The sequence below is a fragment of the Corynebacterium sp. HMSC034E11 genome (genome assembly GCF_001835905.1).
Taxonomy (GTDB): domain Bacteria; phylum Actinomycetota; class Actinomycetes; order Mycobacteriales; family Mycobacteriaceae; genus Corynebacterium; species Corynebacterium coyleae.
In genome coordinates this window covers 349,368-373,054 of record NZ_KV826394.1, presented here as the reverse complement: position 1 = coordinate 373,054, position 23,687 = coordinate 349,368, and the positions used below count along the sequence as shown (strand labels likewise).

20 protein-coding genes are annotated in these 23,687 nt (G+C 62.0%); all 20 read left to right on the top strand.

Annotation, left to right across the window (positions count from 1 at the left end):
• Positions 1-58 precede the first annotated feature (58 nt).
• The 20 genes from HMPREF2690_RS05770 to ileS all read left to right on the top strand — a co-directional run bounded on the left by HMPREF2690_RS05770 (position 59) and on the right by ileS (position 23,636).
• Entirely contained in the window at positions 59-451 is a 393-nt protein-coding gene (locus tag HMPREF2690_RS05770) for a DUF3040 domain-containing protein (RefSeq protein WP_070422185.1), read from the top strand.
• Between the two features lie 428 nt (positions 452-879).
• Positions 880-1,314, top strand: coding sequence for a division/cell wall cluster transcriptional repressor MraZ (gene mraZ, locus HMPREF2690_RS05765; RefSeq protein ID WP_070422186.1), 435 nt, complete (start codon positions 880-882; stop codon positions 1,312-1,314).
• 175 nt (positions 1,315-1,489) lie between these two features.
• Positions 1,490-2,503, top strand: coding sequence for a 16S rRNA (cytosine(1402)-N(4))-methyltransferase RsmH (rsmH, locus tag HMPREF2690_RS05760; protein WP_070483991.1), 1,014 nt, complete (start codon positions 1,490-1,492; stop codon positions 2,501-2,503).
• Positions 2,504-2,550: 47 nt separating this feature from the next.
• Positions 2,551-3,258 carry a cell division protein FtsL gene (locus tag HMPREF2690_RS05755; RefSeq protein ID WP_141739360.1) on the top strand — a complete coding sequence of 236 codons (708 nt, stop codon included), beginning with the start codon at positions 2,551-2,553 and terminating at the stop codon, positions 3,256-3,258.
• A gap of 109 nt (positions 3,259-3,367) precedes the next feature.
• Complete coding sequence (locus HMPREF2690_RS05750; protein ID WP_083279395.1) at positions 3,368-5,320, top strand: peptidoglycan D,D-transpeptidase FtsI family protein; 1,953 nt, start codon at positions 3,368-3,370, stop codon at positions 5,318-5,320.
• Between the two features lie 24 nt (positions 5,321-5,344).
• Complete coding sequence (locus HMPREF2690_RS05745; protein WP_070820365.1) at positions 5,345-6,850, top strand: UDP-N-acetylmuramoyl-L-alanyl-D-glutamate--2,6-diaminopimelate ligase; 1,506 nt, start codon at positions 5,345-5,347, stop codon at positions 6,848-6,850.
• Positions 6,847-8,367 (top strand): UDP-N-acetylmuramoyl-tripeptide--D-alanyl-D-alanine ligase, encoded by a 1,521-nt coding sequence (gene murF, locus HMPREF2690_RS05740; protein WP_070820364.1) that lies wholly within the window; start codon positions 6,847-6,849, stop codon positions 8,365-8,367. The genes HMPREF2690_RS05745 and murF overlap by 4 nt, the downstream gene beginning before the upstream one ends.
• A gap of 39 nt (positions 8,368-8,406) precedes the next feature.
• Positions 8,407-9,513, top strand: coding sequence for a phospho-N-acetylmuramoyl-pentapeptide-transferase (gene mraY / locus HMPREF2690_RS05735; protein ID WP_070816328.1), 1,107 nt, complete (start codon positions 8,407-8,409; stop codon positions 9,511-9,513).
• Positions 9,510-10,904, top strand: coding sequence for a UDP-N-acetylmuramoyl-L-alanine--D-glutamate ligase (gene murD, locus HMPREF2690_RS05730; protein ID WP_246819513.1), 1,395 nt, complete (start codon positions 9,510-9,512; stop codon positions 10,902-10,904). The genes mraY and murD overlap by 4 nt, the downstream gene beginning before the upstream one ends.
• A 43-nt stretch (positions 10,905-10,947) precedes the next feature.
• Positions 10,948-12,342 carry an FtsW/RodA/SpoVE family cell cycle protein gene (locus HMPREF2690_RS05725; protein WP_070422193.1) on the top strand — a complete coding sequence of 465 codons (1,395 nt, stop codon included), beginning with the start codon at positions 10,948-10,950 and terminating at the stop codon, positions 12,340-12,342.
• Between the two features lie 12 nt (positions 12,343-12,354).
• On the top strand, positions 12,355-13,431 hold the full coding sequence (locus tag HMPREF2690_RS05720) for a UDP-N-acetylglucosamine--N-acetylmuramyl-(pentapeptide) pyrophosphoryl-undecaprenol N-acetylglucosamine transferase (protein WP_070570093.1): 1,077 nt from the start codon (positions 12,355-12,357) through the stop codon (positions 13,429-13,431).
• Positions 13,431-14,852, top strand: a complete 1,422-nt coding sequence (gene murC, locus HMPREF2690_RS05715; protein ID WP_070422195.1) for a UDP-N-acetylmuramate--L-alanine ligase — start codon at positions 13,431-13,433, stop codon at positions 14,850-14,852. Before HMPREF2690_RS05720 ends, murC begins: the two co-directional genes overlap by 1 nt.
• 17 nt (positions 14,853-14,869) lie before the next feature.
• Positions 14,870-15,547 (top strand): cell division protein FtsQ/DivIB, encoded by a 678-nt coding sequence (locus tag HMPREF2690_RS05710; RefSeq protein ID WP_070422196.1) that lies wholly within the window; start codon positions 14,870-14,872, stop codon positions 15,545-15,547.
• A gap of 132 nt (positions 15,548-15,679) precedes the next feature.
• Positions 15,680-16,894: a cell division protein FtsZ gene (gene ftsZ, locus HMPREF2690_RS05705; protein ID WP_070422197.1), complete on the top strand. Its 1,215-nt coding sequence runs from the start codon at positions 15,680-15,682 to the stop codon at positions 16,892-16,894.
• Between the two features lie 14 nt (positions 16,895-16,908).
• Complete coding sequence (gene pgeF / locus HMPREF2690_RS05700; protein WP_070820362.1) at positions 16,909-17,634, top strand: peptidoglycan editing factor PgeF; 726 nt, start codon at positions 16,909-16,911, stop codon at positions 17,632-17,634.
• Positions 17,627-18,313 carry a YggS family pyridoxal phosphate-dependent enzyme gene (locus tag HMPREF2690_RS05695; protein WP_070820361.1) on the top strand — a complete coding sequence of 229 codons (687 nt, stop codon included), beginning with the start codon at positions 17,627-17,629 and terminating at the stop codon, positions 18,311-18,313. The genes pgeF and HMPREF2690_RS05695 overlap by 8 nt, the downstream gene beginning before the upstream one ends.
• 35 nt (positions 18,314-18,348) lie before the next feature.
• Positions 18,349-18,831 carry a cell division protein SepF gene (locus tag HMPREF2690_RS05690; protein ID WP_070820360.1) on the top strand — a complete coding sequence of 161 codons (483 nt, stop codon included), beginning with the start codon at positions 18,349-18,351 and terminating at the stop codon, positions 18,829-18,831.
• A gap of 22 nt (positions 18,832-18,853) precedes the next feature.
• The gene (locus HMPREF2690_RS05685; protein ID WP_070422201.1) at positions 18,854-19,162 is read left to right on the top strand and encodes a YggT family protein; all 309 of its coding nucleotides are present in this window, start codon (positions 18,854-18,856) and stop codon (positions 19,160-19,162) included.
• Positions 19,163-19,293: 131 nt separating this feature from the next.
• Entirely contained in the window at positions 19,294-20,253 is a 960-nt protein-coding gene (locus HMPREF2690_RS05680; RefSeq protein ID WP_070570081.1) for a DivIVA domain-containing protein, read from the top strand.
• Between the two features lie 218 nt (positions 20,254-20,471).
• Positions 20,472-23,636: an isoleucine--tRNA ligase gene (gene ileS, locus HMPREF2690_RS05675; RefSeq protein ID WP_070820359.1), complete on the top strand. Its 3,165-nt coding sequence runs from the start codon at positions 20,472-20,474 to the stop codon at positions 23,634-23,636.
• Positions 23,637-23,687 lie beyond the last annotated feature (51 nt).

Sequence of the window (23,687 nt, the reverse complement as noted above, 5' to 3'; positions counted from 1 at the left end):
ACGATGTTCGTTGTATCCATACATTGTTCATTCATAGCTGGGATCTGGAGAGAAAGTAGTGTCTCTTTCTGAGCAGGAAATGCGCGCACTGCGCGAGATCGAGCAGTCGCTCCTTGCAGACGACCCGAAGTTCGGTTCCTCGGTCGCTCCGTCCTCTGGGTATGGTGCTTCGCACCCGTCGGGCCGGCTGACTATGCGTAGCCTCGCCCTCATTGTGCTGGGCCTTGTCCTTCTTCTTGGGGGAGTGGCGCTGGCGTCGTGGAGTCTGTGGACTGTGGTGTTGAGCATCGTCGGCTTCGGTGTGATGTTCTATGGGGGGATCATGGCGCTCCGTACCCCGGCTGCCGCTGGTGTTTCGCTGCAGCGAGCGCAGGCTCAGTCCAAGTCGCGCTCGCCGCGCAGTGTTAGCCTGGAGGAGAGCTTCCGTCGACGGTTTGAGGATCGTCAGTAGCTTTTAGCTTTCCCTTCGCCCTCCCGGGTCTCTTCGGGAGGGCGATTTTTTATCCCCACTTCGCCCCACATTCCCCACTTTGCCCCACCCGTTGGTTTGATCCGGCCATTTTGCCTGTTAAAGGACGTTCGGAGCGGGTTGCGTCTCGTGTGCCTGTAGGTGATTGATGGGGTTGTAGTGGGGGATGTGGCGGTAAGTGGGGGACATTGGCGGGTAATTGCCCCACGGGGATTGTGGCCGTTGACCTGCGTGTTCTTCTTGTTGTGGGAACTAAGTTGCTCAGAGTGTGGCGTTTGTGGGGGGAAGTGGGTTAAAGTGGGGCACAGCGGAGCACCGTGGTGCGCATCTTGACTACGTGCGTAATGCGGAGCGAAGCCGAGAAAACTGCAAATGCCAATCTCTGAAGGTGAAGGAAGGTAGGTCGCCGGATGTTTCTGGGAACCTACACTCCCAAGCTCGACGACAAAGGGCGCCTGACGCTGCCTGCGAAGTTCCGTGAGGACTTGGCAGACGGCCTGATGGTGACCAAAGGGCAGGACCACTCCCTCGCGGTGTACCCGCGGGACGAGTTTGCTGCACGCGCCCGCAAGGCCGCTGCAGCATCAAGGACGAACCCGAAGGCGCGCGCGTTTATCCGCAATCTGGCTGCCAGTGCGGATGAGCAAACGCTCGATGGGTCCGGACGTATCACCCTGTCGCCGGCACACCGTGAGTACGCAGGCCTTTCCAAGGAATGCGTAGTTATCGGTTCTGTGGATTTTCTCGAGATCTGGGATCTTGAATCCTGGAATAAGTATCAAGAAGAGACTGAAGCCGCGTTCTCCGCGGCGGATGACGACGACATTCTCTCCGGTCTGCTGTAGGACTGACTACCCAACAGCGGGCAACCAATTCGGAGAGTGTGTACGGACTCTGTCCGGGGCGTGAAGCATTCTGGTGTACTTCCCCGACATCAGAACAGCCGCCCCGGACAGGGCTCTACATACTCCCCGGCTTAGAAGGAGCCGACGACTAACTGACCGCGAGGGGTGAGCCCGGATGGTGTACCGCACACACGCTGCAGACCCTCATGGGCATGTGCCGGTCATGCGCGACCGCATGGCCGAACTCCTGGCCCCAGCTGTAGAGGCGTTCGGCGCCAACGCCGTCATTGTCGATGGAACCCTTGGTGCCGGTGGCCACACCGAACACTTTCTCAACGTATTCCCGCAAGCGCGCGTGATCGGTGTGGATCGCGACCCGAATGCGCTGCAGCAGGCGACTGAGCGCCTGGCTCAGTTCGGTGAGCGTTTCACTCCGGTGCAATGCCGGTTCGACTACATCGGCGACGAGATCGCATCGGGGGAGGGCGAGACCTTCGACCTTGTGAGGCAGCACGGTGTGGCTGGTGCGCTGTTCGACCTCGGTGTTTCATCGATGCAGTTGGACCAGGAGGAGCGTGGCTTTTCCTACCGCGGTGACGCACCGCTGGATATGCGCATGGATCCGACCACCGGCATCACTGCGGCCGAGGTACTTAACACGTACTCGCACGGAGACCTGGCGAGGATTCTGAAGTCCTACGGCGATGAACGTTTCGCAGGCAAGATTGCGTCGGCTGTGCTGAAGGAGCGCGAGCGTGCGCCGTTTGACCGTGCGGACCGGCTCGTGGAACTGCTGTACAGCACCATCCCGGCCGCCACGCGACGTACTGGCGGTCACCCGGCGAAGCGCACCTTCCAGGCGCTGCGGATTGAGGTCAACCGCGAGCTTGAGGCTGTCGAGCGAGTGGTTCCGGTGATTACGGATTTGCTCGGCGTCGGCGGGCGAGCAGTGTTCATGAGTTACCAGTCGCTCGAGGACAAGATCGTCAAATCTGCCTTCGCTGAACTGACAGCTTCAAAGACGCCGGCGGGACTTCCGATGGATCTGCCGGGCACCGAGCCAACGTTCAAACTCATCACCCGCGGGGCGGAAAAGGCTCCGCAGGAAGAGATTGAGCGCAACTCGCGTGCAGCACCGGTGAGGGTGCGCGGCGTCGAGAAGCTTAAGCACTCAACGACAACCACATAACCCACAACAAACCACGTACAACACACAACCATCTGAGGACGGACACCATGGCAGCACGAGACACACGAGGTGGCTCCCGCGCGATGACGCTGACGCGCGATGGCAGTGCCCGCACCAGCCGTACAAGCGCTCCGGCACGTCGTCGCACGATGCCGGGTGTGAAGCCGCATGTGCCGCACTCCCGAGGGCGGGGGCGCCTCGGCTCGCAGCAGGTTGTGTCTGTGCGTGGGCGTCGGGTTGGCACGGTCGCGGCGCCGTCGCGTTTTTCCGCAGTGTCCGCACTTGCGGTGCCTCTGCTGGTGATCGGTATTGCTATAGCGATGCTGCTGTCCGGCGTGGCCACGACACAAACCTTCACCATCCAGCAGCTGCAGTCGAAGGAGCGTGAACTTGCCAACGAGGTCGAGTCGCTCAACCGTGACTTAGAGGATCGTCGTTCTGCTGCGGAGATCGCACAGCGCGCTGCAGGCGCAGGCATGGTGGTCGCTGGAGAACCTGGCCTAGTGGAGGTCATGGAAGATGGTCGTGCTGAAGAGCGCCGGCCTTTCAACCCAGAAAAGGTTGCCAAGATTGTCGACGTTAACGGCGAAGCGTTGCGGCAGGGCCGTGCAAGCAGTGATGACCGTGCAACCCGCGAGCTGGCGGATGCGCTGACTCAGGTTCCAGGTGGCAATCAAGCTCCGCCTCGTCCGCAGCAAGCACCGCAGGTTGCCAACGTGGCGCCGTATCAGGCAAATGTGCCCGCCGGCGAATAGACGTTAACGGTGGGGGTTGTGCCGCAGGCGTGTGGCGCAACCTCGTTTCGCATTTGTGCGGGGCATGATAAACGAGTCAATGAGCAGTTTTGGTAGGTGAGGAGGGCACGTGACATCCACGGGCACACCCCGGAAGCGTCCGGCGCCACGGAAGAGTCAGCGTCACATCACCAACCACCGTGTATTCCTTTTGACGCTTGTGTTCCTCAGCGTCGCAGCCTTGCTGATCGCACGCCTGTTTTGGGTCCAAGTGATCATCGGCGGCGAGTTGCGTGAAGTTGCCAAGGTGCAACGCCAGCGCGAGTATGTTGAGCCAGCACGTCGCGGTGAGATCGTGGACCGTGACGGCAAGCAGTTGGCGTACACGATGCAGGCAAGGTCGTTGACGGTCTCGCCGAAGCAGTTGCGTGAGGAACTGCGACAGCAGCAAGAGCTGCAGATGCGTATCGACGGCGTCCCCAAGGCAGATATCGACGCGCAGCTCGACGCCCGCGTTGAAGACGTGCTGCGCACAATGGCGAATGAGATCCCCGGCATGATCGGTGGCGAAACTGATCCACAGCCTACGGGTACAGACACAGAGCAGTTGCGCACTGTGGGCAGTGTCAGTGCCAAGGAGATTTTGGACAAGCTCCACGCCGACACGTCGTACGAAGTTTTAGTGCGCAACGTTGACCCGGATGTCGCTGCGAAGGTGGCGGCGAAGTTCCACGGTGTGGCTGCTGACCAGCAGGACATCCGCCAGTACCCGAACGGTGCTGTGGGGGAGAACATCATTGGCAAGGTTTCCATGGACGGGCACGGTCAGTTCGGCCTTGAGGCCTCTAGCGATGCGGTGCTTACCGGTATCGACGGCCGCTCGACCGAGGACGTCTCGGGAGGTGGGCAGTCCATTCCGGGCTCCCTGCGCGATGTGGTGCCAGCGGTACCTGGTGCGCGCATTGAGCTCACGGTGGACCTCGACCTGCAGACGTATGTGCAGCAAGTGCTTGAGCAGGCAAAGGCAAACTCTTTGGCAAAGTCGGCTGAGGCTGTCGTCCTTGACGCTCACACGGGTGAGGTGTTGGCGATGGCAAATACAGACACCATCAACCCGAACGGGGATATTGAAAAGCAGATCAAGCAGGGTAAGGATTTTGAAAACCCAGCGATCTCGCACCCGTTCGAGCCAGGCTCGGTGGCAAAGGTCATCGCTGCAGCGGCTTCAATCGATCAGGGGGTGACTGACCCGTTCGAGGTGCACCAGGTGCCGGGCTCGATCGACATGGCCGGTGTGACAGTGAGCGACGCCTGGCAGCACGATGTTCTGCCGTACACCACCGCAGGCATCTTCGGTAAGTCCTCCAACGTGGGCACATTGCAGTTGGCGCAGCGCCTCGGCGAGGAGCGCTACTGGGATTACCTCAACCGTTTCGGTATCGGTGCTCCGACCGGCATTGAATTGCCCAATGAGTCGCCGGGTCTGCTGCCGGTGCTTGAACAGTGGTCGGGCGGTACCTTTGCCAACCTGCCAATCGGTCAGGGCATGAGCTGGACTGCGCTGCAGATGGCGAGTGTGTACCAGGCGTTGGCCAACGACGGCGAGCGCATCCAGCCACGCATCATCGAGCGCATCGTCGGACCGGACGGGCAAGATATCCCGCAGGATGAGCCGCAGCGCAACCAAGTGGTGAGCAAGGAGGCGGCGCGTACAACGGTGGATATGTTCCGTGCCGCATTCCAAGAAGACCCGACCGGCAACCAGTCGGGTACTGCACAAGGAAATGCGCTAGAGGGCTACCAGTTCTCTGGCAAGACAGGTACTGCACAGAAGGTGAACCCGGAAACGGGCGCATACTCACAGAGCCAGTATTGGATTACGTTTGCGGGTATTGCCCCGGCGAACGATCCGAGATTTGTTGTGGCGGTCATGCTGGACGAGCCGCAGCGCGGTGTACTCGACGGCGGTGCCGGTGGCCAGTCTGCGGCGCCGGTGTTCCGTCAGATTGCGAGCTGGATGTTGGATAAGGAAAATATCCCGCCGAGCCCGCCCGCGGAACCGTTTGTTCTGCAAGCCCAGTAACGGCCCTGAAAGGAAGGAATTATCATGTCCTCAGCGCCCACGCTGACATCCCTCGCTGAGATTGCGGGGGCACGCATCGTCAATGCGCCGCAGGCACCGTTTGAGGTGTCGTTTATTGGTCTTGATTCCCAAAATGTGGAGCCCGGTGGCTTGTTTGCTGCGCTGCCTGGCACGCGGGTGCATGGCGCGTCGTACGCGTTCGATTCGGCCGCAGGTGCGGTTCTGACTGACGAAGAAGGTCTTGCGATCATCCAGCAGACGTCGGATCGCCGGCCGGTGTTGGTCGTCGATAATGTGCGCGCGATTCTTGGCCATGTTGCCGCGGAGGTGTACGGGCATCCGTCGAAGGACTTCACGCTGCTGGGCGTGACTGGGACGTCGGGCAAGACCACCACGACGTACATGCTGGAGCGTGGACTGACGCAGGCTGGTTGCAAGGTCGGCCTGATTGGTACGACGGGCACGAAGATCATGGGCCGCGATGTGGCCACCGAGTTGACTACGCCTGAGGCGCCGACGTTGCAGGCACTGTTTGCCCGTATGCGCGACGAGGGCGTTACGCATGTGGTGATGGAGGTGTCCTCCCACGCGCTCATGCTTGGGCGCGTCACGGGTGCCCAGTTCGACGTCGCTGGTTTTACCAATCTGTCGCAGGATCACCTTGATTTCCACCCGACGATGGAGGACTACTTCGAGGCGAAAGCCTTGTTCTTTGACCCGTCGAGCGACCTCCACGCGAAGCGCAGCGTGATCTGTGTCGACGATTCTTGGGGTCAGAAGATGGCCGCGCGCGCGGAGCACCCGGTGACGGTGGCAACCCGCGGTGAGCATGCAGATGTCACTGCGGAGCTATTGCGTATCGACGACACCGGAACCCAGCACATTCGACTTCACACTCCAGAGCGTCAGGTGGAGTTTGCTCTGCCGATGCCGGGTGCGTTTAACGTCGCCAATGCCGCCCTTGCCACCACGCTTGCGGCGCAGGTTGGTGTCGATGTAGCAGCGTTTGTCGCAGGCCTAGAGCAGGCGGCGGTGCCGGGGCGCATGGAGCGAATTGATGAAGGCCAGGATTTTGTGGCTGTTGTGGATTACGCCCACAAGCCGGCCGCTGTCGCAGCAGTGCTTCAGACGCTGCGTGGACAGGTCGATGGCCGGATTGGTGTGGCAATCGGCGCTGGTGGTGACAGAGATTCCTCGAAACGCCCGCTCATGGGAGCGGAAGCAGCGAAGGGCGCAGATTTTGTTGTGGTGACTGATGACAACCCGCGCACCGAAGACCCGGCAGCGATCCGCGCAGCGGTGCTGCAAGGCGCACGCGACGCAGAAACGGCAGCCGAGATCATTGAGGAAGGCTCCCGCGCGAGGGCGATCGACGCGCTCGTCGAGTGGGCAAAGCCCGGCGATGCCATCATTGTCGTGGGTAAAGGCCACGAGGTTGGACAGATCATCGGCGACACCAAGCACCATTTTGATGACCGCGAAGAGATGCGGCGCGCACTTCGCGCCCGCCGAGAGAAGAGGAACGCATGATTGCACTGACGCTTCGCCAGATCGCGGAGATCACCGGAGGACACTTGAGCTCGGAGGCTGATCCGGACGCCTCGGTGACCGGGTTTGTGGAGTTTGATTCCCGCAAGATCGGCCCCGGCGGGCTATTCGTTGCGTTCCCGGGTGCGAACGTGGATGGCCACGACTTTGTGGGCAAGGCGGCTGCGGCGGGTGCCACGGCGTCGTTGACCACGAGGGAGGTCGGTCGGCCGGCTGTGGTCGTCGAGAAGCGACCGCCCAGTGCCGACGACAACTCGGACCTGGCGGTCAACGATCCAACTGGCTCTGCAGCAGGCGTTGTGGATGGGATGTCAAAGTTGGCCACCTATGTGGCCCGCGAGCTGACGGACAACCACGGGTTGCGGATCATCGGCGTGACTGGTTCTGCCGGCAAGACCTCGACGAAGGACCTGATCGCGGCGGTGCTGCAGCGCGCGGGTGAGACGGTGGCGCCTCCGGGGTCGTTTAATAACGAGATCGGCCACCCATACACAGTGCTGCGCTGCACGGAGGAGACGAAGTTCCTCGTCGCGGAGATGTCGGCGCGCGGTATCGGCCACATTGCGCACTTGGCCACGATTGCACCACCGCAGATCGGTGTGGTGCTTAACGTGGGCTCGGCGCACCTGGGGGAGTTCGGCTCCCGCGAGAACATCGCGCAGGCCAAGGGCGAACTCGTTGAGGCGCTGCCTGCCGATGGCATCGCGGTGCTCAACGCCGACGACGACCTGGTCAACGCGATGGCTCCGCGGACGAAGGCACGCGTGGTGCGCTTTTCCGCCAACGGCAATACGGCAGCGGATTACTACGCCACCGATGTGGAACTGGATGCGGTGGCGCGTGCGTCGTTTATCATGCACACCCCGAAGGGTGATCCGCAGCGCGTAACCCTCAACGTGTTCGGTGCCCACCAGGTGGGCAATGCGCTGGCTGCAGCTGCAGTCGGCATTGAATCGGGCATGGATGCCGCAACTGTCGCGCAGGCGTTGTCTGATGCGCACTCCGTGTCGGTCAACCGCATGGACGTCAACACCCGCGCCGATGGCGTGACCGTGATCAACGATGCCTACAACGCCAACCCTGAATCGATGCGGGCTGCCATTGCCGCGTTGGGTTACACCGCCGCGGCGCGCCCAGGTGTGCGCTCTCTTGCGGTGCTGGGGGAGATGGGCGAACTTGGCGCCGGTGCGGAACACGAGCACGCGGCGCTTGCCGATGAGTTGGCGCGCTACAGCGTCACCGACCTCATCACTGTCGGGAATAATGCGTCGATGGAAGCGCTGGCCGAGCGTGCTGAGCAATTCGGCATCCGCACCAGCAGCGTCGCCGATGCTGCCGAAGCCAGCGAGGTAGTGCGCGAACTGTTGGCTATGCCGCCAGCGGGTATCGACGACTGGCAGTCGCGCACCGACCGCGATGTCGTGCTGGTAAAAGCATCAAACGTTGCGCGACTGTGGGCAGTGGCCGAGGCGCTACTGCAAGGGCATACGCTTAGATAGTTCAACATGAATAACGAAACAGCAGCGAGGTAACACTTCATGGTTCAAGTCATTTGCGCCGGGATTCTTAGTTTCCTGGTCTCGATTTTTGTGACCCCGCTGCTCATTAGATACTTCCATCGCCGCGAGATGGGGCAGGAGATCCGCGAGGACGGCCCGAAGTCGCACGCCCGCAAGCGTGGCACGCCAACAATGGGCGGCATCGCTATTTTGTTAGCAATCGCGCTTGGCTACGTCGGCGGCAGTCTCTCAGCGTTGGCTACGGGCCACACGGCGTTTACTGCCTCGGGCCTGATCGTGCTGGGGCTTACGCTGTCGCTCGGCCTCGTAGGTTTTGCCGATGATGGCATTAAGTTGTTCATGCACCGCAACCTTGGCCTCAATAAGACAGCGAAGCTTGTGGCGCAGTTTGCCATTTCGATCGCCTTCGGGCTGCTTATCTTGCAGTTCCCGGACGAGAACGGTCTGACACCTGGCTCGACGTTCTTGTCGTTCGTGCGCGACATCGACACGATCAACCTCGCCATCGGCGGGGGTGTGGTGGGCACCATCATCTTCCTAGTGTTCATCTACATCCTGCTCGCCGCGTGGTCGAATGCAGTGAACCTGACTGACGGTCTCGACGGGTTGGCCGCTGGTACGACGGCACTTGTGATGGCTGCCTACTCGGGCATTACGTTCTGGCAGTTCCGTAACTCTTGTGACGCTGTCGCGACCGCTGGCTGTTACTCGGTGCGCGACCCGTTGGACCTGGCTATCCTCGCGGCGGCCGGTTTTGGTGCCTGCGTGGGTTTCCTGTGGTGGAACGCCGCACCCGCGAAGATCTTTATGGGGGATACTGGCTCGCTGGCACTCGGTGGCCTTGTTGCGGGCCTGTCGGTTGCTTCGCGCACCGAGTTGCTGATGGTTGTCATCGGCGCGTTGTTCGTCCTGGAGGCCGCCTCCGTGGTGATTCAGGTTGCGTCCTTCAAGACCACCGGCAAGCGAGTGTTCCGCATGGCGCCGTTCCACCACCACTTTGAAAACGGCGGCTGGCCAGAGACTGCCGTAGTGGTGCGTTTCTGGATCATCTCCGGGATGTCGGTCATGCTTGGCCTCGCCGCGTTTTATGGTGAGTGGCTCTCGCTGAACGGAGCGGGCCTGTGACGCTGCCAGATCATGTTTTAGTCGCCGGTGCCGGTGTTTCTGGCCTCGGCGCAGCGCACTTGCTGACGAAGGCGGGTGCGAATTTCACGGTTGTCGACGACAACCCGGATGGGCGCGCAGCCGCTACCGCAAAAGGCTTCGCGGTGTGTTCCAGCGCTGAAGCGCGCGAGCGCTTCGCTGACACTGGCCTTGTGGTCACCTCGCCCGGGTGGCGACCTGATACGCCATTGCTTGTCGACGCCACCGCCGCCGGCATCGACGTCATCGGCGATGTTGAACTGTGCTTCCGCCTTGACCGCGCCGGCGTGTTTGGCGCACCGCGGACGTGGCTCGTCGTCACGGGCACCAACGGCAAAACCACGACTACGGGCATGCTGGCGGCGATGATGACCGAAGTCGGCGCCGACTCCGGCCGTATCGCACGTGCCTGCGGCAACATCGGCACCGCGGTCGGAGAGGTACTGCTTCTCGACGAACACGTCGATGTCCTCGTTGCCGAACTGTCCAGCTTCCAGCTGCACTGGTCCTCCGAGCTCGTGCCGGATGCTGGCGTGCTGCTGAACCTGGCTGAAGACCACATTGACTGGCACGGCTCGTTTGCGGAATACGCCGCGTCGAAGGCGAAGGTATTGCAAGCAACGCATGCGGTTGCAGGTATCGACGATACGGAGGTGCAGCGTTTAGCTGAGCAGACTGGTCGCGACGACATCATCGGGTTCACACTTCAAGAGCCTGGCGACAACCAGGTCGGTGTTTCGGGCGGCAGGATCGTGGCCAAACTCGGCGGCGAAACTATCGACGTTGCAAGTGCCGACGGCATCGAGCCCGCCGGAGCCGCCGGTCTGCTTGACGCACTCGCGGCCGCTGCGGTGGCGTTGACCCAGGGGGCCAAGCCGCATCACATCCAGCGGGCACTGGAGAAGTACCGCGTGGCCGGTCACCGTGGGGCGGTGGTGCACTCCGGCGGCGGTGTGGATTGGGTGGATAACTCCAAGGCCACGAACCCGCACGCGGCGGATTCTGCGCTCACCGGTGCGGGCACGGTGGTGTGGGTCGCGGGAGGACAGCTCAAAGGCGCTGCCGTCGACGGTGTCGTCAAAGCACACGCTGATCAGTTCCGCGCCGTTGCTCTGCTCGGTGTGGATCGTGAGCTCATCCGCGCGTCTGTCAACGCGGCCGCCCCGGACGTTCCGGTGTTTGTCTCTGACTCCACGGATCCGGAACAAGCCATGGATGAGGTTGTTGCGTGGGCGGCGACCCAGGCGCAGCCGGGCGATACGGTGCTGTTGGCGCCGGCTGCTGCGAGCTTGGATATGTTTTCGGGCATGTCAGCGCGTGGCGACGCCTTCGCAGCGGCAGCGATGCGACACTGGAGCCCGGATAACAAGTAAGCTCAACTTCACGTTGAGACTTCTCGAATGAAAGGGCAGCTGCATGGCGGTGCAACAGGGGACAACGCGGCGTGCCCCGCGATCGACCGAGCCAACCTCAAAATTGGCGCTTAAGGTGCGCAAATTCGAGGAGTTTCTGGATTCCCGGCCGCTCATCGACTACACCATGATCCGCAGCATTGTCCTGGTGCTTGCAGGTCTTGGTGTGGTCATGGTGATGTCGTCGTCAATGGCGACGTCGTTCGCAGATTCCGAGAGCGTCTGGGGCGTGGCCATCCGTCAAACCGTCATGGTCATCGGTGGCCTGATCGCGTTTTGGGTGGCGCTGAAAACGCCGCCTGAGCGGCTGCGCAGCTTCTCCGCTGTCCTGATGGCCGCTTCCGTTATTTTGCTGATCTTGGTGCTCACGCCCTTGGGCACCGGCCGCGAAGAGGTAGGTTCCCAGTCGTGGATTGTGCTGGGCCCGCTGCGCCTGCAGCCATCGGAGGTGGCCCGTGTGGCTATCGCGATGTGGGGCGCGAAGGTGCTCGAACACAGAAATCCGCAACGTTTGTTCCAGGCCAACAACGGTTTCCTCGCGTTCTTTATCGTGGCTGCAATCTGTGTCGCGCTGATTGCCGCACAGGGCGACATGGGTATGGCTTTGTCGTTCGCGGTTGTGGTCGCCTTCATCCTGATCTTCGCGGGTGTGCCAAAGAAGGCAATCGTTTACCTGGGAATTGGTGGCGCGTTCTCACTGATTGTGGCGTTCTTGTCCGGAGGTTTCCGCTCTGCGCGTTTCCACGTGTACTTCGACGCACTGCGCGGCCACTTCGATGACACGCAAGGTATTGCGTTCCAGTCCCACCAAGGCTTTTTGTCGCTCGCAGACGGTCACATTTTCGGTGTCGGTCTTGGCCAGTCCCGCGCGAAGTGGTTCTACCTGCCTGAGGCACGCAACGACTTTATTTTCGCGATCATCGGCGAAGAGCTCGGCCTGTGGGGCGGCACCTTGGTTATTTCCCTGTTCGCCTTGCTCGGCTTTTTCGGTTTCCGTACCGCTCGGCGTGCGCAGTCGCAGTACCAGACGCTGATGGCGGCGGCGCTGACGGCAGCGGTTGTTTCGCAGGCGTTTGTCAACATCGGCTACGTCATCGGTCTGCTGCCGGTGACCGGCATTCAGCTGCCGATGCTCTCTGCCGGCGGTACCTCGGCTGTGATCACCCTGGGGGCGATGGGTGTGTTGGCAAACGTGGCTCGCCACGAGCCGGATGCGATTTCCGCGATGCAGAACTACGGCCGCCCAGTGTTCGACCGCATGCTTGGCGTCCAGGAGCCCCGTCCGATCACACAGCAACGCCAGCCTCGCGAGCACCCACGTGAGCAGGTACAGCGCAATCACCGCCCGACGGCGCCGGTGCGTCAAGCCACTGGTGGGCCGCGCCGCGTGCGTAGATAGCAGGAGGATTACATGAGTGAACTCAACGTCGTCTTGGCAGGCGGCGGCACCGCAGGCCATATTGAGCCGGCGCTCGCCGTGGGGGAGGTGTTGCGTGATCAGTTCGGTGCCAATGTTGTCGCGTTGGGCACGGAGCGTGGTTTGGAAACCACGATTGTTCCCGCCCGCGGTTTTCAGTTGGCGTTGATTGATCCGGTGCCCATTCCGCGCAAGAAGCCGTGGAAGTTGGCTGCGGTGCCGGCGAAGCTGCTGCGTTCGGTCAATCAGGCCAAGGAGGCGATGAAGTCTTCGGGTGCTCAGGTGGTGCTCGGTACCGGCGGGTATGTGTCCGCGCCGGCGTACTTGGCGGCGAAGTCGCTGCGGCTGCCGTTTTTCGTGCTGGAAACCAACGCGCTTGCGGGCATGGCGAACAAGCTTGGGGTCAAGCTCGGCGGCGTGGGCTTGAATGCGGTGGCGAATTCGGGCATGGCTGGCGATGTCGTCGGTATTCCGGTGCGCCCTGGTGTCGGAGTGGATCCGGACGGGGCGAAGCGCGAGCGTGGCTTGCGCACGTGGGGGCTGGATCCGGAGAAGACCACGGTGTTGGTTACGGGTGGTTCTCAGGGTGCGGTGAGTATCAATACGGCACTCGCTGGCGCGGTTGAGCGTATTACCGCTGCGGGTCACCAGGTGTTGCACGCCTATGGGCGCAAAAATGATGCCCCTGCACCCCACGAGGGTTATACGGCAGTGCCGTACATCGACGACATGGAGGCGGCGTACGCGGTCGCAGATGTTGTTGTGTGTCGCTCCGGTGCGATGACGGTTGCGGAGAACTCTGCGGCTGGTGTGCCGGCGATCTACATCCCGTTGCCGCATGGCAATGGCGAGCAGGGGTTGAACTCGGCACATTTGGTTGCCACAGGGGCGGCATTGCGTATCGACGACGCCGAGCTCAACGGCGACGTACTCGTCGAGAAGCTGCTGCCTTTGCTCAATAACGACGATGCGCGTGCCGAGATGCGTCGCGCAATTGCTCAATCCGGTGCCGGCAATGTTGCCGAGGACCTCGCGCGCCGCATTGCTGATGCGGCTGGAAAGGAAAACTGATGACGGATCTCTCACGCGTGCACCTCATTGGCATCGGCGGTGCCGGCATGTCGGGCGTGGCGCATATCTTGTTGGACCGAGGCGCAACCGTGACTGGCTCTGACGCGAAGGACTCCCGTCCGGTTCGCGCACTGAAGGCCAAGGGCGCGAAGGTGGCGCTTGGCCACGACGAGGCCAACCTGCAGCTCTCAGGCGAGCTGCCCACCGCGGTGGTGACGAGCTTTGCTGCTATCCCGCAGGACAACCCCGAACTCGTCCGCGCCAAGCGGGAGGGTGTTCCGCTGCTGCGCCGCTCGGACCTGCTGGCCGAGTTGATGGAGGGCCGTACTCAGCTGTTGCTCGCTGGCACGCACGGCAAGACTTCGACGACGTCGATGGCGGTCGTGGCGTTGCAAGCAGCAGGGCAAGACCCGTCGTTCGCGATCGGCGGGCAGCTCAACCGTGCCGGCACGAACGCTCATCACGGCCAGGGCGAGGTTTTTGTCGCGGAGGCCGACGAGTCGGACGCGTCGCTGTTGCGTTACTCCCCAGATGTCGCCGTGATTACGAACATTGAGCCGGATCACCTGGACTTCTACGGCACGCGTGAGGCGTATTTCAAGGTGTTCGATGATTTTGCGGACATTGCGAAGAACATCGTGGTGTGCCTAGATGACGAACACGCCGCAGCTTGCGGTGAACGCGCAATCGAGCGTGGTCTGACGGTTTACGGATACGGCACTGAAGAAGCCGCAAAGCGCCACCCGAGCGTGCCGGCAGCGGCGGTGATTACCGAAGAGCGCCAGGAAGGCGAGCACACCGCAGTCGGTGTGCGTTTGCGCACGCCTGATGTCTCCGGCGAGGTCACCTACAGCATGGCTATCCCGGGCCGCCACATGGTGCTCAACTCGGCAGCAGCGCTGCTCGGTGGGGTACTCGTCGGCGCGAATCCGGAGAAGCTCGCCCAGGGGCTCAGCGAGTTCACGGGCGTGCGCCGTCGTTTCGAGTACAAAGGCAGCGTCGGCGAGACTCGCGTGTACGACGACTACGCCCACCACCCGACCGAGGTGGAGGCGGTGCTTACCGCGGCCCGCGACAAGGTGGAAGCAGAAGGCAACGGTGCGCGTGTGGTCGTGTGCTTCCAGCCACACCTGTACTCGCGCACCCAGGAGTTCTCCAGCGAGTTTGCTAAGGCATTGTCGCTGGCAGACGAGTGCGTGCTGTTAGATATCTACGGTGCCCGTGAAACCCCGGTTGAGGGTGTGACCTCGCGCATTATTAGCGACGAAATGACCATCCCGGTGCACCTTGAACCGGACTTCTCTGCTGCTCCTGCAACCGTTGCGTCCGTGACCGAGCCGGGTGACTTGGTGCTCACGATGGGGGCGGGCAGTGTGACCATGCTGGCAGACGAGATCCTGGATGCGTTGGCGGGCAAGTAATGTCCACAAAAGTTCCCATGCCTGACTCAACCGAGGAGCAGCCGAAGCACCGGAAGATCCCGTACGGTGCGATCGCAGCAACGGTGGCCATTGTTGTGGCTGTGTGCGCGGCCGTGCCGTTCACGCCGCTGATGAGCGTGAACGATATTGCCGTCGAGGGGTCCGTGAACCTGCCCGAGGAGGAAGTACGCAACCTCACCGGGATTGATTACGGCACGCCGATAGGCAAGGTGAAGCCGCGCCGAGCCGCCGAGAATGTTGCCGCAAACCCCTGGGTGGATTCCGCAACAGTGTCGCGCGCGTGGCCGAACGGTGTCAGTGTGGAGATCACAGAGCATGATCCGGTGGCGTGGGTGGACATTGATGGCCAGCCGCACCTGATCGACCGGGAGGGCCGCGATTTCATCGTTGCGGCGCCGCCCGCAGGCGCTGTGGAGATCCAGGGGGTGGCCCAGGAGCGGTTTGCGCAGGCGGTGGAGGTGGCGTCGTCGATTAGCGATGTTGCCCGGCCTCGCGTCCGCGCGCTCAAAGCCAACGGTGACTACACCTACACGCTCGTGCTTGACGACGACCGCGTAGTCCAGTGGGGAGCTGCAACCGACAATGCGAATAAGGCGCTGGCGCTCGAAACCGTGCTCCAGTTGGAAGGCCACGAGTTCAATATTTCTAACCCCGAGTTGGTGACCTCGCGATAAAACCCCAGGTCACAACCCTAAAGTACAGGTTTAGGGTTGTGACACGCCGGGGGAGAACACAAAAAATGCTTCGCTTTCAAACATGATGGGACGCAACTGAACACCCGAGTTTTGAAAGGCGAGACTTACGCTATGACTTCTCCCGCCAACTACCTCGCCATGATCCGCGTCGTCGGTGTCGGCGGGGGCGGCGTCAACGCTGTGAACCGAATGATTGAGGAGGGGTTGAAGGGCGTCGAATTCGTCGCCATCAACACTGACTCGCAGGCGCTGCTGTTTACCGATGCCGACACCAAGCTCGACATTGGTCGAGAAGCCACCCGTGGGCTGGGCGCAGGCGCGAACCCCGAGGTTGGCCGCACTTCCGCCGAGGACCACAAGCAGGAGATTGAGGAGTCCCTGAAGGGCTCCGACATGGTCTTCGTTACCGCAGGCGAAGGCGGCGGCACCGGTACTGGTGCGGCCCCGGTCGTCGCAGGTATTGCAAAGAAGATGGGCGCACTGACTATTGGTGTTGTGACCCGCCCGTTCACCTTTGAGGGCAAGCGCCGTACCCGCCAGGCGCTGGCTGGCATTGAGAACCTGAAGGAAGTTTGCGACACCGTCATCGTGATCCCGAACGACCGCCTCCTGCAGCTGGGAGACGCGGAGCTCTCCATGATGGAAGCGTTCCGCGCGGCTGACGAGGTGCTCTACAACGGTGTTCAGGGTATTACCAATCTGATCACCATCCCGGGCATGATCAACGTCGACTTTGCGGACGTGCGCTCCGTTATGGCTGACGCTGGCTCCGCGCTCATGGGCGTCGGCTCTGCGCGCGGCGAGAACCGTGTGATGACCGCAACTGAGCAGGCCATCAACTCCCCGCTGCTGGAGACCACCATGGAGGGCGCCAAGGGCGTGCTCATCTCCGTCGCCGGTGGCTCCGACCTCGGCCTGATGGAAGTTAACAACGCTGCTTCCATCGTGGAGGAGAAGGCCGACGACGATGCCAACATCATCTTCGGCACGATTATCGACGACAACCTGGGCGACGAGGTCCGCGTGACCATCATCGCCACTGGCTTCGACGAGAAGGCCAACGCTCGTCCTGCCGAGGACGCCCCGCAGGCAAGCGTCGTCGCTCCGGCCGAGGAGCTTGAGTCCCAGCCGGAGAAGCCGGCCGAGCCACGCACTGAGACCCGGACCGAGACCCGCGCCGAGCAGCCGTCGGAGAGCTACCAGGCTCGTCACCGCTACGAGCCAAACCGTGGCCTGTTTACGGACCGTGAGGACTCCCGTCCGCGCCGCGACGAGGAGTTCGGCGGCGGCTTCGACGACTTGGATGTGCCTGATTTCATGCGCTAGTTAGACTGGCTGGCATGCCAGATCTTTCCAACCGCCCCGTCCGCATGGTGTTTACTTCCCGTGCTGGCGGGGTTTCGCGTTCTCCGTACGATGCGTTCAACCTGGGAACGCATGTTGGCGACGACCCAGCCGACGTCGCCGCGAACCGTCAGCGTCTCGCCGACATCTTGGGCCTTCCCGCCGAGCGTTTCGTGTGGATGGAACAACTCCACACCAACACCGTCACCGTGGTCGACGGGCCTGCGGATGAGCCGGTTGCGACCACTGACGCGATCGTGACTCGCGAGAAAAACCTCGCACTGTGCGTGCTGGTTGCGGACTGCACCCCCGTGCTGCTGTCCGACCACAGCGCAGGTGTGATCGCCGCAGCCCACGCGGGCCGTATGGGAGCGCGCAACGGCATTGTGCACCGCACCGTCGAGGAGATGGTGGCGCTTGGCGCAGCCCCGGAGCGTATCCAGGTGCTGCTCGGGCCGGCGGCGGCAGGTGAGTCCTATGAGGTGCCTGCCGAGATGGCTGCGGACGTCGAAAAGCATTTGCCCGGCTCGCGCACAACCACCAAGCAGGGGACCGCGGGCATCGACGTCCGTGCCGGGCTTGTGCGCCAACTGATGAGCATGGGCGTGACCCACATCGACGCAGATCCGCGCGATACCATCACCGATACCGATTTCTTCTCCCATCGCCGCGAGGGCGTCACCGGACGTCAGGCCGGCGTGATTTGGATGCCAGATGCATAACCTTGAAACCGTAACCAAGCAGATTCACGATGCTGAGCGCGCCGCCGGCCGCCCGGAAGGCAGCGTGCAACTCTTGCCCGTGACCAAATTCCACCCCGTTGAGCGCATTATTGAACTCGCCGAGGCAGGCATCACCCTCGTCGGTGAGAACCGCGAGCAGGAGGCCCGCGCGAAGGCTGAAGCTCTGGATGGGCGGTGCCAGATCGCCATGATCGGCCAGATCCAGTCCAAGAAAGCTAACGCCGTCGCGCGTTGGGCGGCTCAGGTCCACTCGCTCGACTCGGTCAAACTCGCCCACGGCCTTGACCGGGGCATGGCGCTTGCCCTCGAGCGCGGCGACCGCACCACGGACACCCTGCCGTGCCTGATCCAGCTTTCCGACGACGGCGATACCGCCCGTGGCGGCGCCTCCTACGACGACGTGCCGGAAATCATCGAGGCAGTCGAAAACTCCGAGCATCTTCGCCTCGACGGGTTCATGGTCGTGCCCCCGTTGAACTCCGACCCCGAGACGGTGTTCCGCAGGGCACGTGCGCTTGTCGACGACACCTCCGCCCACCTCGGTCGCGACCTCATCTTGTCGGCCGGTATGAGCGGGGACTTTGAGACAGCAATCGCGTGCGGATCCGATCTCGTGCGTGTCGGAACAGCGCTGCTTGGGCCCCGCCCCGTAGGCTGACCTTCATTGCAAAACCACCCCCAAGGAGCCCCACTATGTCCTTCTTTGGCAGCGCAAAAGAATTCTTCGGCCTCGGTCCGATCGAGAACAACGAGGACGACGCCTACTTTGAGGATTCGCGCTACTCCGAAACTTCCTCGACTGCTGGCGCTGGCGCGTACGACCGTGCTGAGCGTCCGTCGCGTTATGAGCGTGACCACCGCGAGGTGTCGTCGACACGCGCCAGCTACCGTCCGACCCCGCGCATCGTCAACGTGTCTCCGCGTAATTACAACGATGCCAAGGAGATCGGCGAGCCGTTCCGCGATGGCGACGCAGTGGTTATGGATCTGACCGATCTGGACACCGCCGATGCAAAGCGCATCGTCGACTTCGCCGCCGGCCTATGCTTTGGCTTGCGTGGCAGCATGCACAACCTGTCCCGTGGTGAGGACACTCGCAAGCGTCTGTTCGCGATCGTCCCGGAGCACGGCAATGTGGACAAGGAAGCGCTGAAGCGCTCCGCGGGCCTGCGCTAGACAACCTGTAGGGTGTGAACGCGTGGCACTTATCGGAGCAATTCTTTACGCCGTCATCGGCATCTACTCGCTGATTGTCGTCGTGCGCATCATCATTGAGATGATTCAGGCATTTTCGAAGCACTTCGACCCGCCCCACTGGTTCATCATGGTGGCGGAACCACTGTTCAAAATTACCGACCCTCCAGTGTTTGCATTACGCAAGCTCATCCCCCCGTTGAGGTTGAACGGGGGAGTAGGGCTCGATGTGAGCGTGATCGTGCTTTTCCTGGCACTTTCCCTGCTCCAGATGGTTATCCGGGCGACGATGATCGTTCCGGCACTGCATTAGCGCGCTGTCATGTGCGTTGTGTAGACGAAACAGTTACAATTCAGCAGACAAATTAAGTACGTTCCCGTAACGTGGGGCGCATTCGCGACCCGCAGACGCGGGTCCGTTACAAGAACATGAAGGGAACGCAAATGCCGTTGACGCCAGCTGACGTGCACAATGTCGCTTTCAGCAAGCCCCCGATTGGCAAGCGGGGCTACAACGAGGACGAAGTTGATCAGTTCCTCGACCTGGTTGAAGACGCGCTTGCACAGCTCCAGGATGAAAACGAAGAGCTCCGCGCACGACTCGAAGAGGGTGGCGCTGGCGTAGCGGCACCGGCAGCAGCCGGTTCTTCCGCAGACGAGGCTGCAATCCGCCGCGAGGTGGAGCAGAAGATCCGCGCTGACTACGAGGCGCAGCTGCGTTCCGCGAAGGAAGCCAAGGACAAGGCTGAGGCTGAGGCTAAGGCTGCCAAGGAAGATGCGGCAGCAGCCCGCAAGCAGGCTGAGGAAGCTCGCGCACAGGCTGCGAAGCGTCCGGCTGAAGGCGTGTCCAAGGCGGTCAACACCGCCCCGCAGAAGGCAGAGCCTTCGCAGGATTCGCACATCCAGGCTGCCAAGGTGCTCGGCCTTGCACAGGAGATGGCAGACCGTCTGACCAGCGATGCCCAGGCAGAGGCAACCTCCATGCTGGCAGACGCACGCAGCGCTGCAGAGCGTGAGGTGGCCGAGGCTGAGGCGAAGTCCAAGAAGCAACTGCAGGACGCTCAGACCCGCTCCCAGTCTCAGCTGCAGGAGGCGGAGACTCGCGCCAAGCAGCTCGTCGCCGAGGCCCAGAAGAAGGCCGAGGAGACCACTGGCGAGGCCGCTTCCCGCGCCGAGGCCCAGATCCGCCAAGCGGAGGAGAAGGCCAACAAGCTCAAGGCAGATGCAGAGCGCAAGCACACCGAGATTATGAACACGGTGAAGCAGCAGCAGACTGCGCTGGAGAATCGCATTGCGGAGCTGCGCACCTTCGAGCGCGAGTACCGTACTCGCCTGAAGACGCTGCTTGAGTCCCAGCTCGAGGAACTCGAGGCCCGCTCAACTACGGCGCCGAACGAGAAGTAAAACCTCAACGCCCGGGAGTGCTACACTTCCGGGCGTAACGCTTTGATCCGGCTATCACCGGGGAGCATTCCGGAAGAACGGCATTACGCTTATTAGAACCGGACGTTAAATGGGAAGACGTCACTTCCTTCACCACAAATGAAGTGGGGGCTTTCGCCCCAAGCAGGGTGGTACCGCGCAGCACATGCGTCCCTGCAGATTGTGTGTGGAGGAGTGTCATGGTTGGCAACGTCTACCCTAAGGTCGATATGACCGGAGGCAGCGACAAGTTTCCCGAGATGGAACGCGCTGTGCTCGACTACTGGAACAAGGATGAAACGTTCCAGGCATCGCTTGAGCAGCGTGAAGGTTGCGAAGAATACGTGTTCAATGACGGCCCGCCGTTTGCTAACGGTCTGCCGCACTACGGCCACCTGCTGACGGGCTACGTCAAGGACATCGTTCCGCGCTACCGCACGATGACCGGCTTCCATGTGCCGCGTGTGTTCGGCTGGGACTGCCACGGTCTGCCTGCGGAGCTTGAGGCGGAAAAGCAGCTCGGTATCACCGACAAGGCTCAGATCGAGGACATGGGCCTGGAGAAGTTCAACGAATACTGCGCGAAGTCCGTCATGAACTACGCCGGCGAGTGGGAAGAGTACGTCACCCGTCAGGCTCGTTGGGTGGACTTTGAGAACGGCTACAAGACCATGGACCCGGAGTACATGGAATCCGTCATGTGGGCGTTCAAGGAGCTCTACGACAAGGGCTTGATCTACCAGGGCTTCCGTGTGCTGCCGTACTCCTGGGCAGAGCACACGCCGCTGTCCAACCAGGAGACGCGTCTCGACGATTCCTACCGCGACCGCCAGGACCCTACCGTCACCGTCACCATGCCGTTCACCGGCGGGCGCGCCGGCTACGCTGCGGAGAAGACGTGGGCTGAGCACCCTGAACTGCACGATGCGGCTGCGATCGCCTGGACCACCACGCCGTGGACGCTGCCGTCGAACTTGGCGTTGGCGGTTCACCCGGAGGTTGAATACTCGTTGGTGAAGCCGGGGGATGAGGGTGTCGTCGATACGCCATTGCTCTTGGCGACGAACCTGCTCGGCGCATACGCGAAGGAACTCGGCGAGTACGAGGTCATCTCCACGTTCACCGGCGCCCAGCTCGAGGGCCTGGAGTACGAGCCGGTATTCGATTACTTCCGCGATCATGAGAACGCGTTCATGGTGCTTAACGCGGACTACGTCACCACCGAGGACGGCACCGGTGTCGTCCACCAGGCGCCCGCCTTCGGTGAAGACGATATGTTCACCTGCCAGGACTACGGCATCGATTTGGTCATCCCCGTCGACGCCGACGGCAAGTTCACCTCGCTGGTTCCGGACTACGAAGGCAAGTTGGTCTTCGACGCGAACCGCGACATCATCCGCGACCTGCGCGCCAAGGGCCGTGTCGTGCGTGACCAGACCATCGTCCACTCTTACCCGCACTCCTGGCGCTCCGGCGAGCCACTGATCTACATGGCGCTGCCGGCTTGGTTTGTGAAGGTCACGGACATCCGCGACCGCATGGTCGAGCTCAACCAGGAGATCGACTGGATCCCGTCGCACATCCGCGATGGCCAGTTTGGCAAGTGGCTCGAAGGCGCTCGCGATTGGAACATTTCGCGTACCCGCTACTGGGGCTCCCCGGTGCCGGCGTGGGTATCCGATAACCCGGAGTACCCGCGCGTGGATGTCTACGGTTCCCTCGATGAGCTCGAGCGTGACTTCGGTGAGCGCCCCAAGTCGCTGCACCGTCCGCACATTGATGAACTGGTGCGTCCGAACCCGGACGACCCGACCGGTAAGTCCATGATGCGCCGCGTGCCGGACGTGCTCGACTGCTGGTTCGAATCCGGCTCTATGCCGTTTGCGCAGTACCACTACCCGTTTGAGAACCGCGAGGAGCACGACGCTCGCCAGCCGGCTGACTTCATCGTCGAGTACTCGGGCCAGACCCGTGGCTGGTTCTACGTCCAGCACGTGCTGTCTACCGCGCTGTTCGACCGTGTGGCGTACAAGAAGGTCGTCGCCCACGGCATCGTGCTTGGTTCCGACGGCCAGAAGATGTCCAAGTCCAAGGGCAACTACCCGAACGTCAACGAGGTTTTCGACCGCGACGGTTCCGACGCGATGCGTTGGTTCCTGATGTCTTCGCCGATCCTGCGTGGTGGCAACCTGATCGTCACTGAGCAGGGCATCCGCGAGGGCGTGCGCCAGGCGCTGCTGCCGATCTGGAACGCGTACACCTTCCTGCAGCTGTACTCCTCTGAGGACGCTCAGTGGTCGGTGGATTCCGACAACGTGCTCGACCGTTACATCCTGGCCAAGACCCACGACTTGGTGGAGGCCGTGGGCGAGGCTCTCGACGACACGCGCATCGCCGATGCTTGCGATGAGGTGCGTCGCTTCGCGGACACCCTGACCAACTGGTACGTGCGTCGCTCCCGTGATCGTTTCTGGGAAGGCCAGGAGGCCCACCCGGAGGCGTTCAATACGCTTTACACGGTGCTTGAAGTCGTGACCCGTACCGTCGCGCCGTTGCTGCCGTACATCTCTGAGGTGATCTGGCGTGGTCTCACCGGCGGCCGTTCGGTGCACCTGACTGACTTCCCGAAGACAGACAACCTGCCGGCGGATGCTGACCTGGTCGCTGCGATGGATGCGACGCGTGCGGTGTGTTCGGCGGCGTCGTCGGTACGCAAGGCGAACAAGCTGCGTAACCGTCTTCCACTGCCGAAGCTCACTGTTGCTCTGCCAGAGGCTGATCTACTTGAGCCGTTCCGCTCCACCATTCGCGACGAAGTGAACGTCAAGGACGTTGAGCTCACCGCGGATGTGGACTCGGCTGGTTCGTTCGAGGTCGTCGTTAATGCGAAGGTTGCTGGTCCGAAGCTGGGCAAGGATGTCCAGCGCGCGATCAAGAACGTCAAGGCTGGCAACTATGAGCGTCGTGGCGACGACGTGGTGGTCGACGGAGACATCGTGCTGACTCCGGAGCTCTACACCGAGCGTCTCGTCGCTGAGAACCCGGAGAGCACTGCGCGTGTCGACGCCGACGCCGCCGTCGGCCTCGTCGTCCTGGACACCAACGTCACTGAGGAACTCGAGGCTGAAGGCTGGGCCGCCGATGTCATCCGTGGCCTGCAGGATGCGCGCAAGCGTGAGGGCCTTGAGGTCTCCGATCGCATTGCGGTTGTGCTTGCGGTGCCGGCTGAGAAGGAGGAGTGGGCTCGTCGTCACGCAGAGCACATCGCCGCTGAAACGTTGGCAACCTCCTTCGATGTGGTCACCGAACCAGTCGAAGGCCATGATGTTGTCGACGGTGTGACCGCCACCGTTCGCAAGAATTAGGCGCTGACGGACTATGCCGCTGCATAGTGGATCCTGACCCGGACCACTATG

What these genes read in the sequence shown, in the direction of transcription:
- mraZ (WP_070422186.1), top strand. Translation starts at nt 880, where the DNA reads ATGTTTCTGGGAACCTACACTCCCAAGCTCGACGACAAAGGGCGCCTG.
- rsmH (WP_070483991.1), top strand. Translation starts at nt 1,490, where the DNA reads ATGGTGTACCGCACACACGCTGCAGACCCTCATGGGCATGTGCCGGTC.
- HMPREF2690_RS05755 (WP_141739360.1), top strand. Translation starts at nt 2,551, where the DNA reads ATGGCAGCACGAGACACACGAGGTGGCTCCCGCGCGATGACGCTGACG.
- HMPREF2690_RS05745 (WP_070820365.1), top strand. Translation starts at nt 5,345, where the DNA reads ATGTCCTCAGCGCCCACGCTGACATCCCTCGCTGAGATTGCGGGGGCA.
- murF (WP_070820364.1), top strand. Translation starts at nt 6,847, where the DNA reads ATGATTGCACTGACGCTTCGCCAGATCGCGGAGATCACCGGAGGACAC.
- mraY (WP_070816328.1), top strand. Translation starts at nt 8,407, where the DNA reads ATGGTTCAAGTCATTTGCGCCGGGATTCTTAGTTTCCTGGTCTCGATT.
- HMPREF2690_RS05725 (WP_070422193.1), top strand. Translation starts at nt 10,948, where the DNA reads ATGGCGGTGCAACAGGGGACAACGCGGCGTGCCCCGCGATCGACCGAG.
- HMPREF2690_RS05720 (WP_070570093.1), top strand. Translation starts at nt 12,355, where the DNA reads ATGAGTGAACTCAACGTCGTCTTGGCAGGCGGCGGCACCGCAGGCCAT.
- murC (WP_070422195.1), top strand. Translation starts at nt 13,431, where the DNA reads ATGACGGATCTCTCACGCGTGCACCTCATTGGCATCGGCGGTGCCGGC.
- HMPREF2690_RS05710 (WP_070422196.1), top strand. Translation starts at nt 14,870, where the DNA reads ATGCCTGACTCAACCGAGGAGCAGCCGAAGCACCGGAAGATCCCGTAC.
- ftsZ (WP_070422197.1), top strand. Translation starts at nt 15,680, where the DNA reads ATGACTTCTCCCGCCAACTACCTCGCCATGATCCGCGTCGTCGGTGTC.
- pgeF (WP_070820362.1), top strand. Translation starts at nt 16,909, where the DNA reads ATGCCAGATCTTTCCAACCGCCCCGTCCGCATGGTGTTTACTTCCCGT.
- HMPREF2690_RS05695 (WP_070820361.1), top strand. Translation starts at nt 17,627, where the DNA reads ATGCATAACCTTGAAACCGTAACCAAGCAGATTCACGATGCTGAGCGC.
- HMPREF2690_RS05690 (WP_070820360.1), top strand. Translation starts at nt 18,349, where the DNA reads ATGTCCTTCTTTGGCAGCGCAAAAGAATTCTTCGGCCTCGGTCCGATC.
- HMPREF2690_RS05680 (WP_070570081.1), top strand. Translation starts at nt 19,294, where the DNA reads ATGCCGTTGACGCCAGCTGACGTGCACAATGTCGCTTTCAGCAAGCCC.
- ileS (WP_070820359.1), top strand. Translation starts at nt 20,472, where the DNA reads ATGGTTGGCAACGTCTACCCTAAGGTCGATATGACCGGAGGCAGCGAC.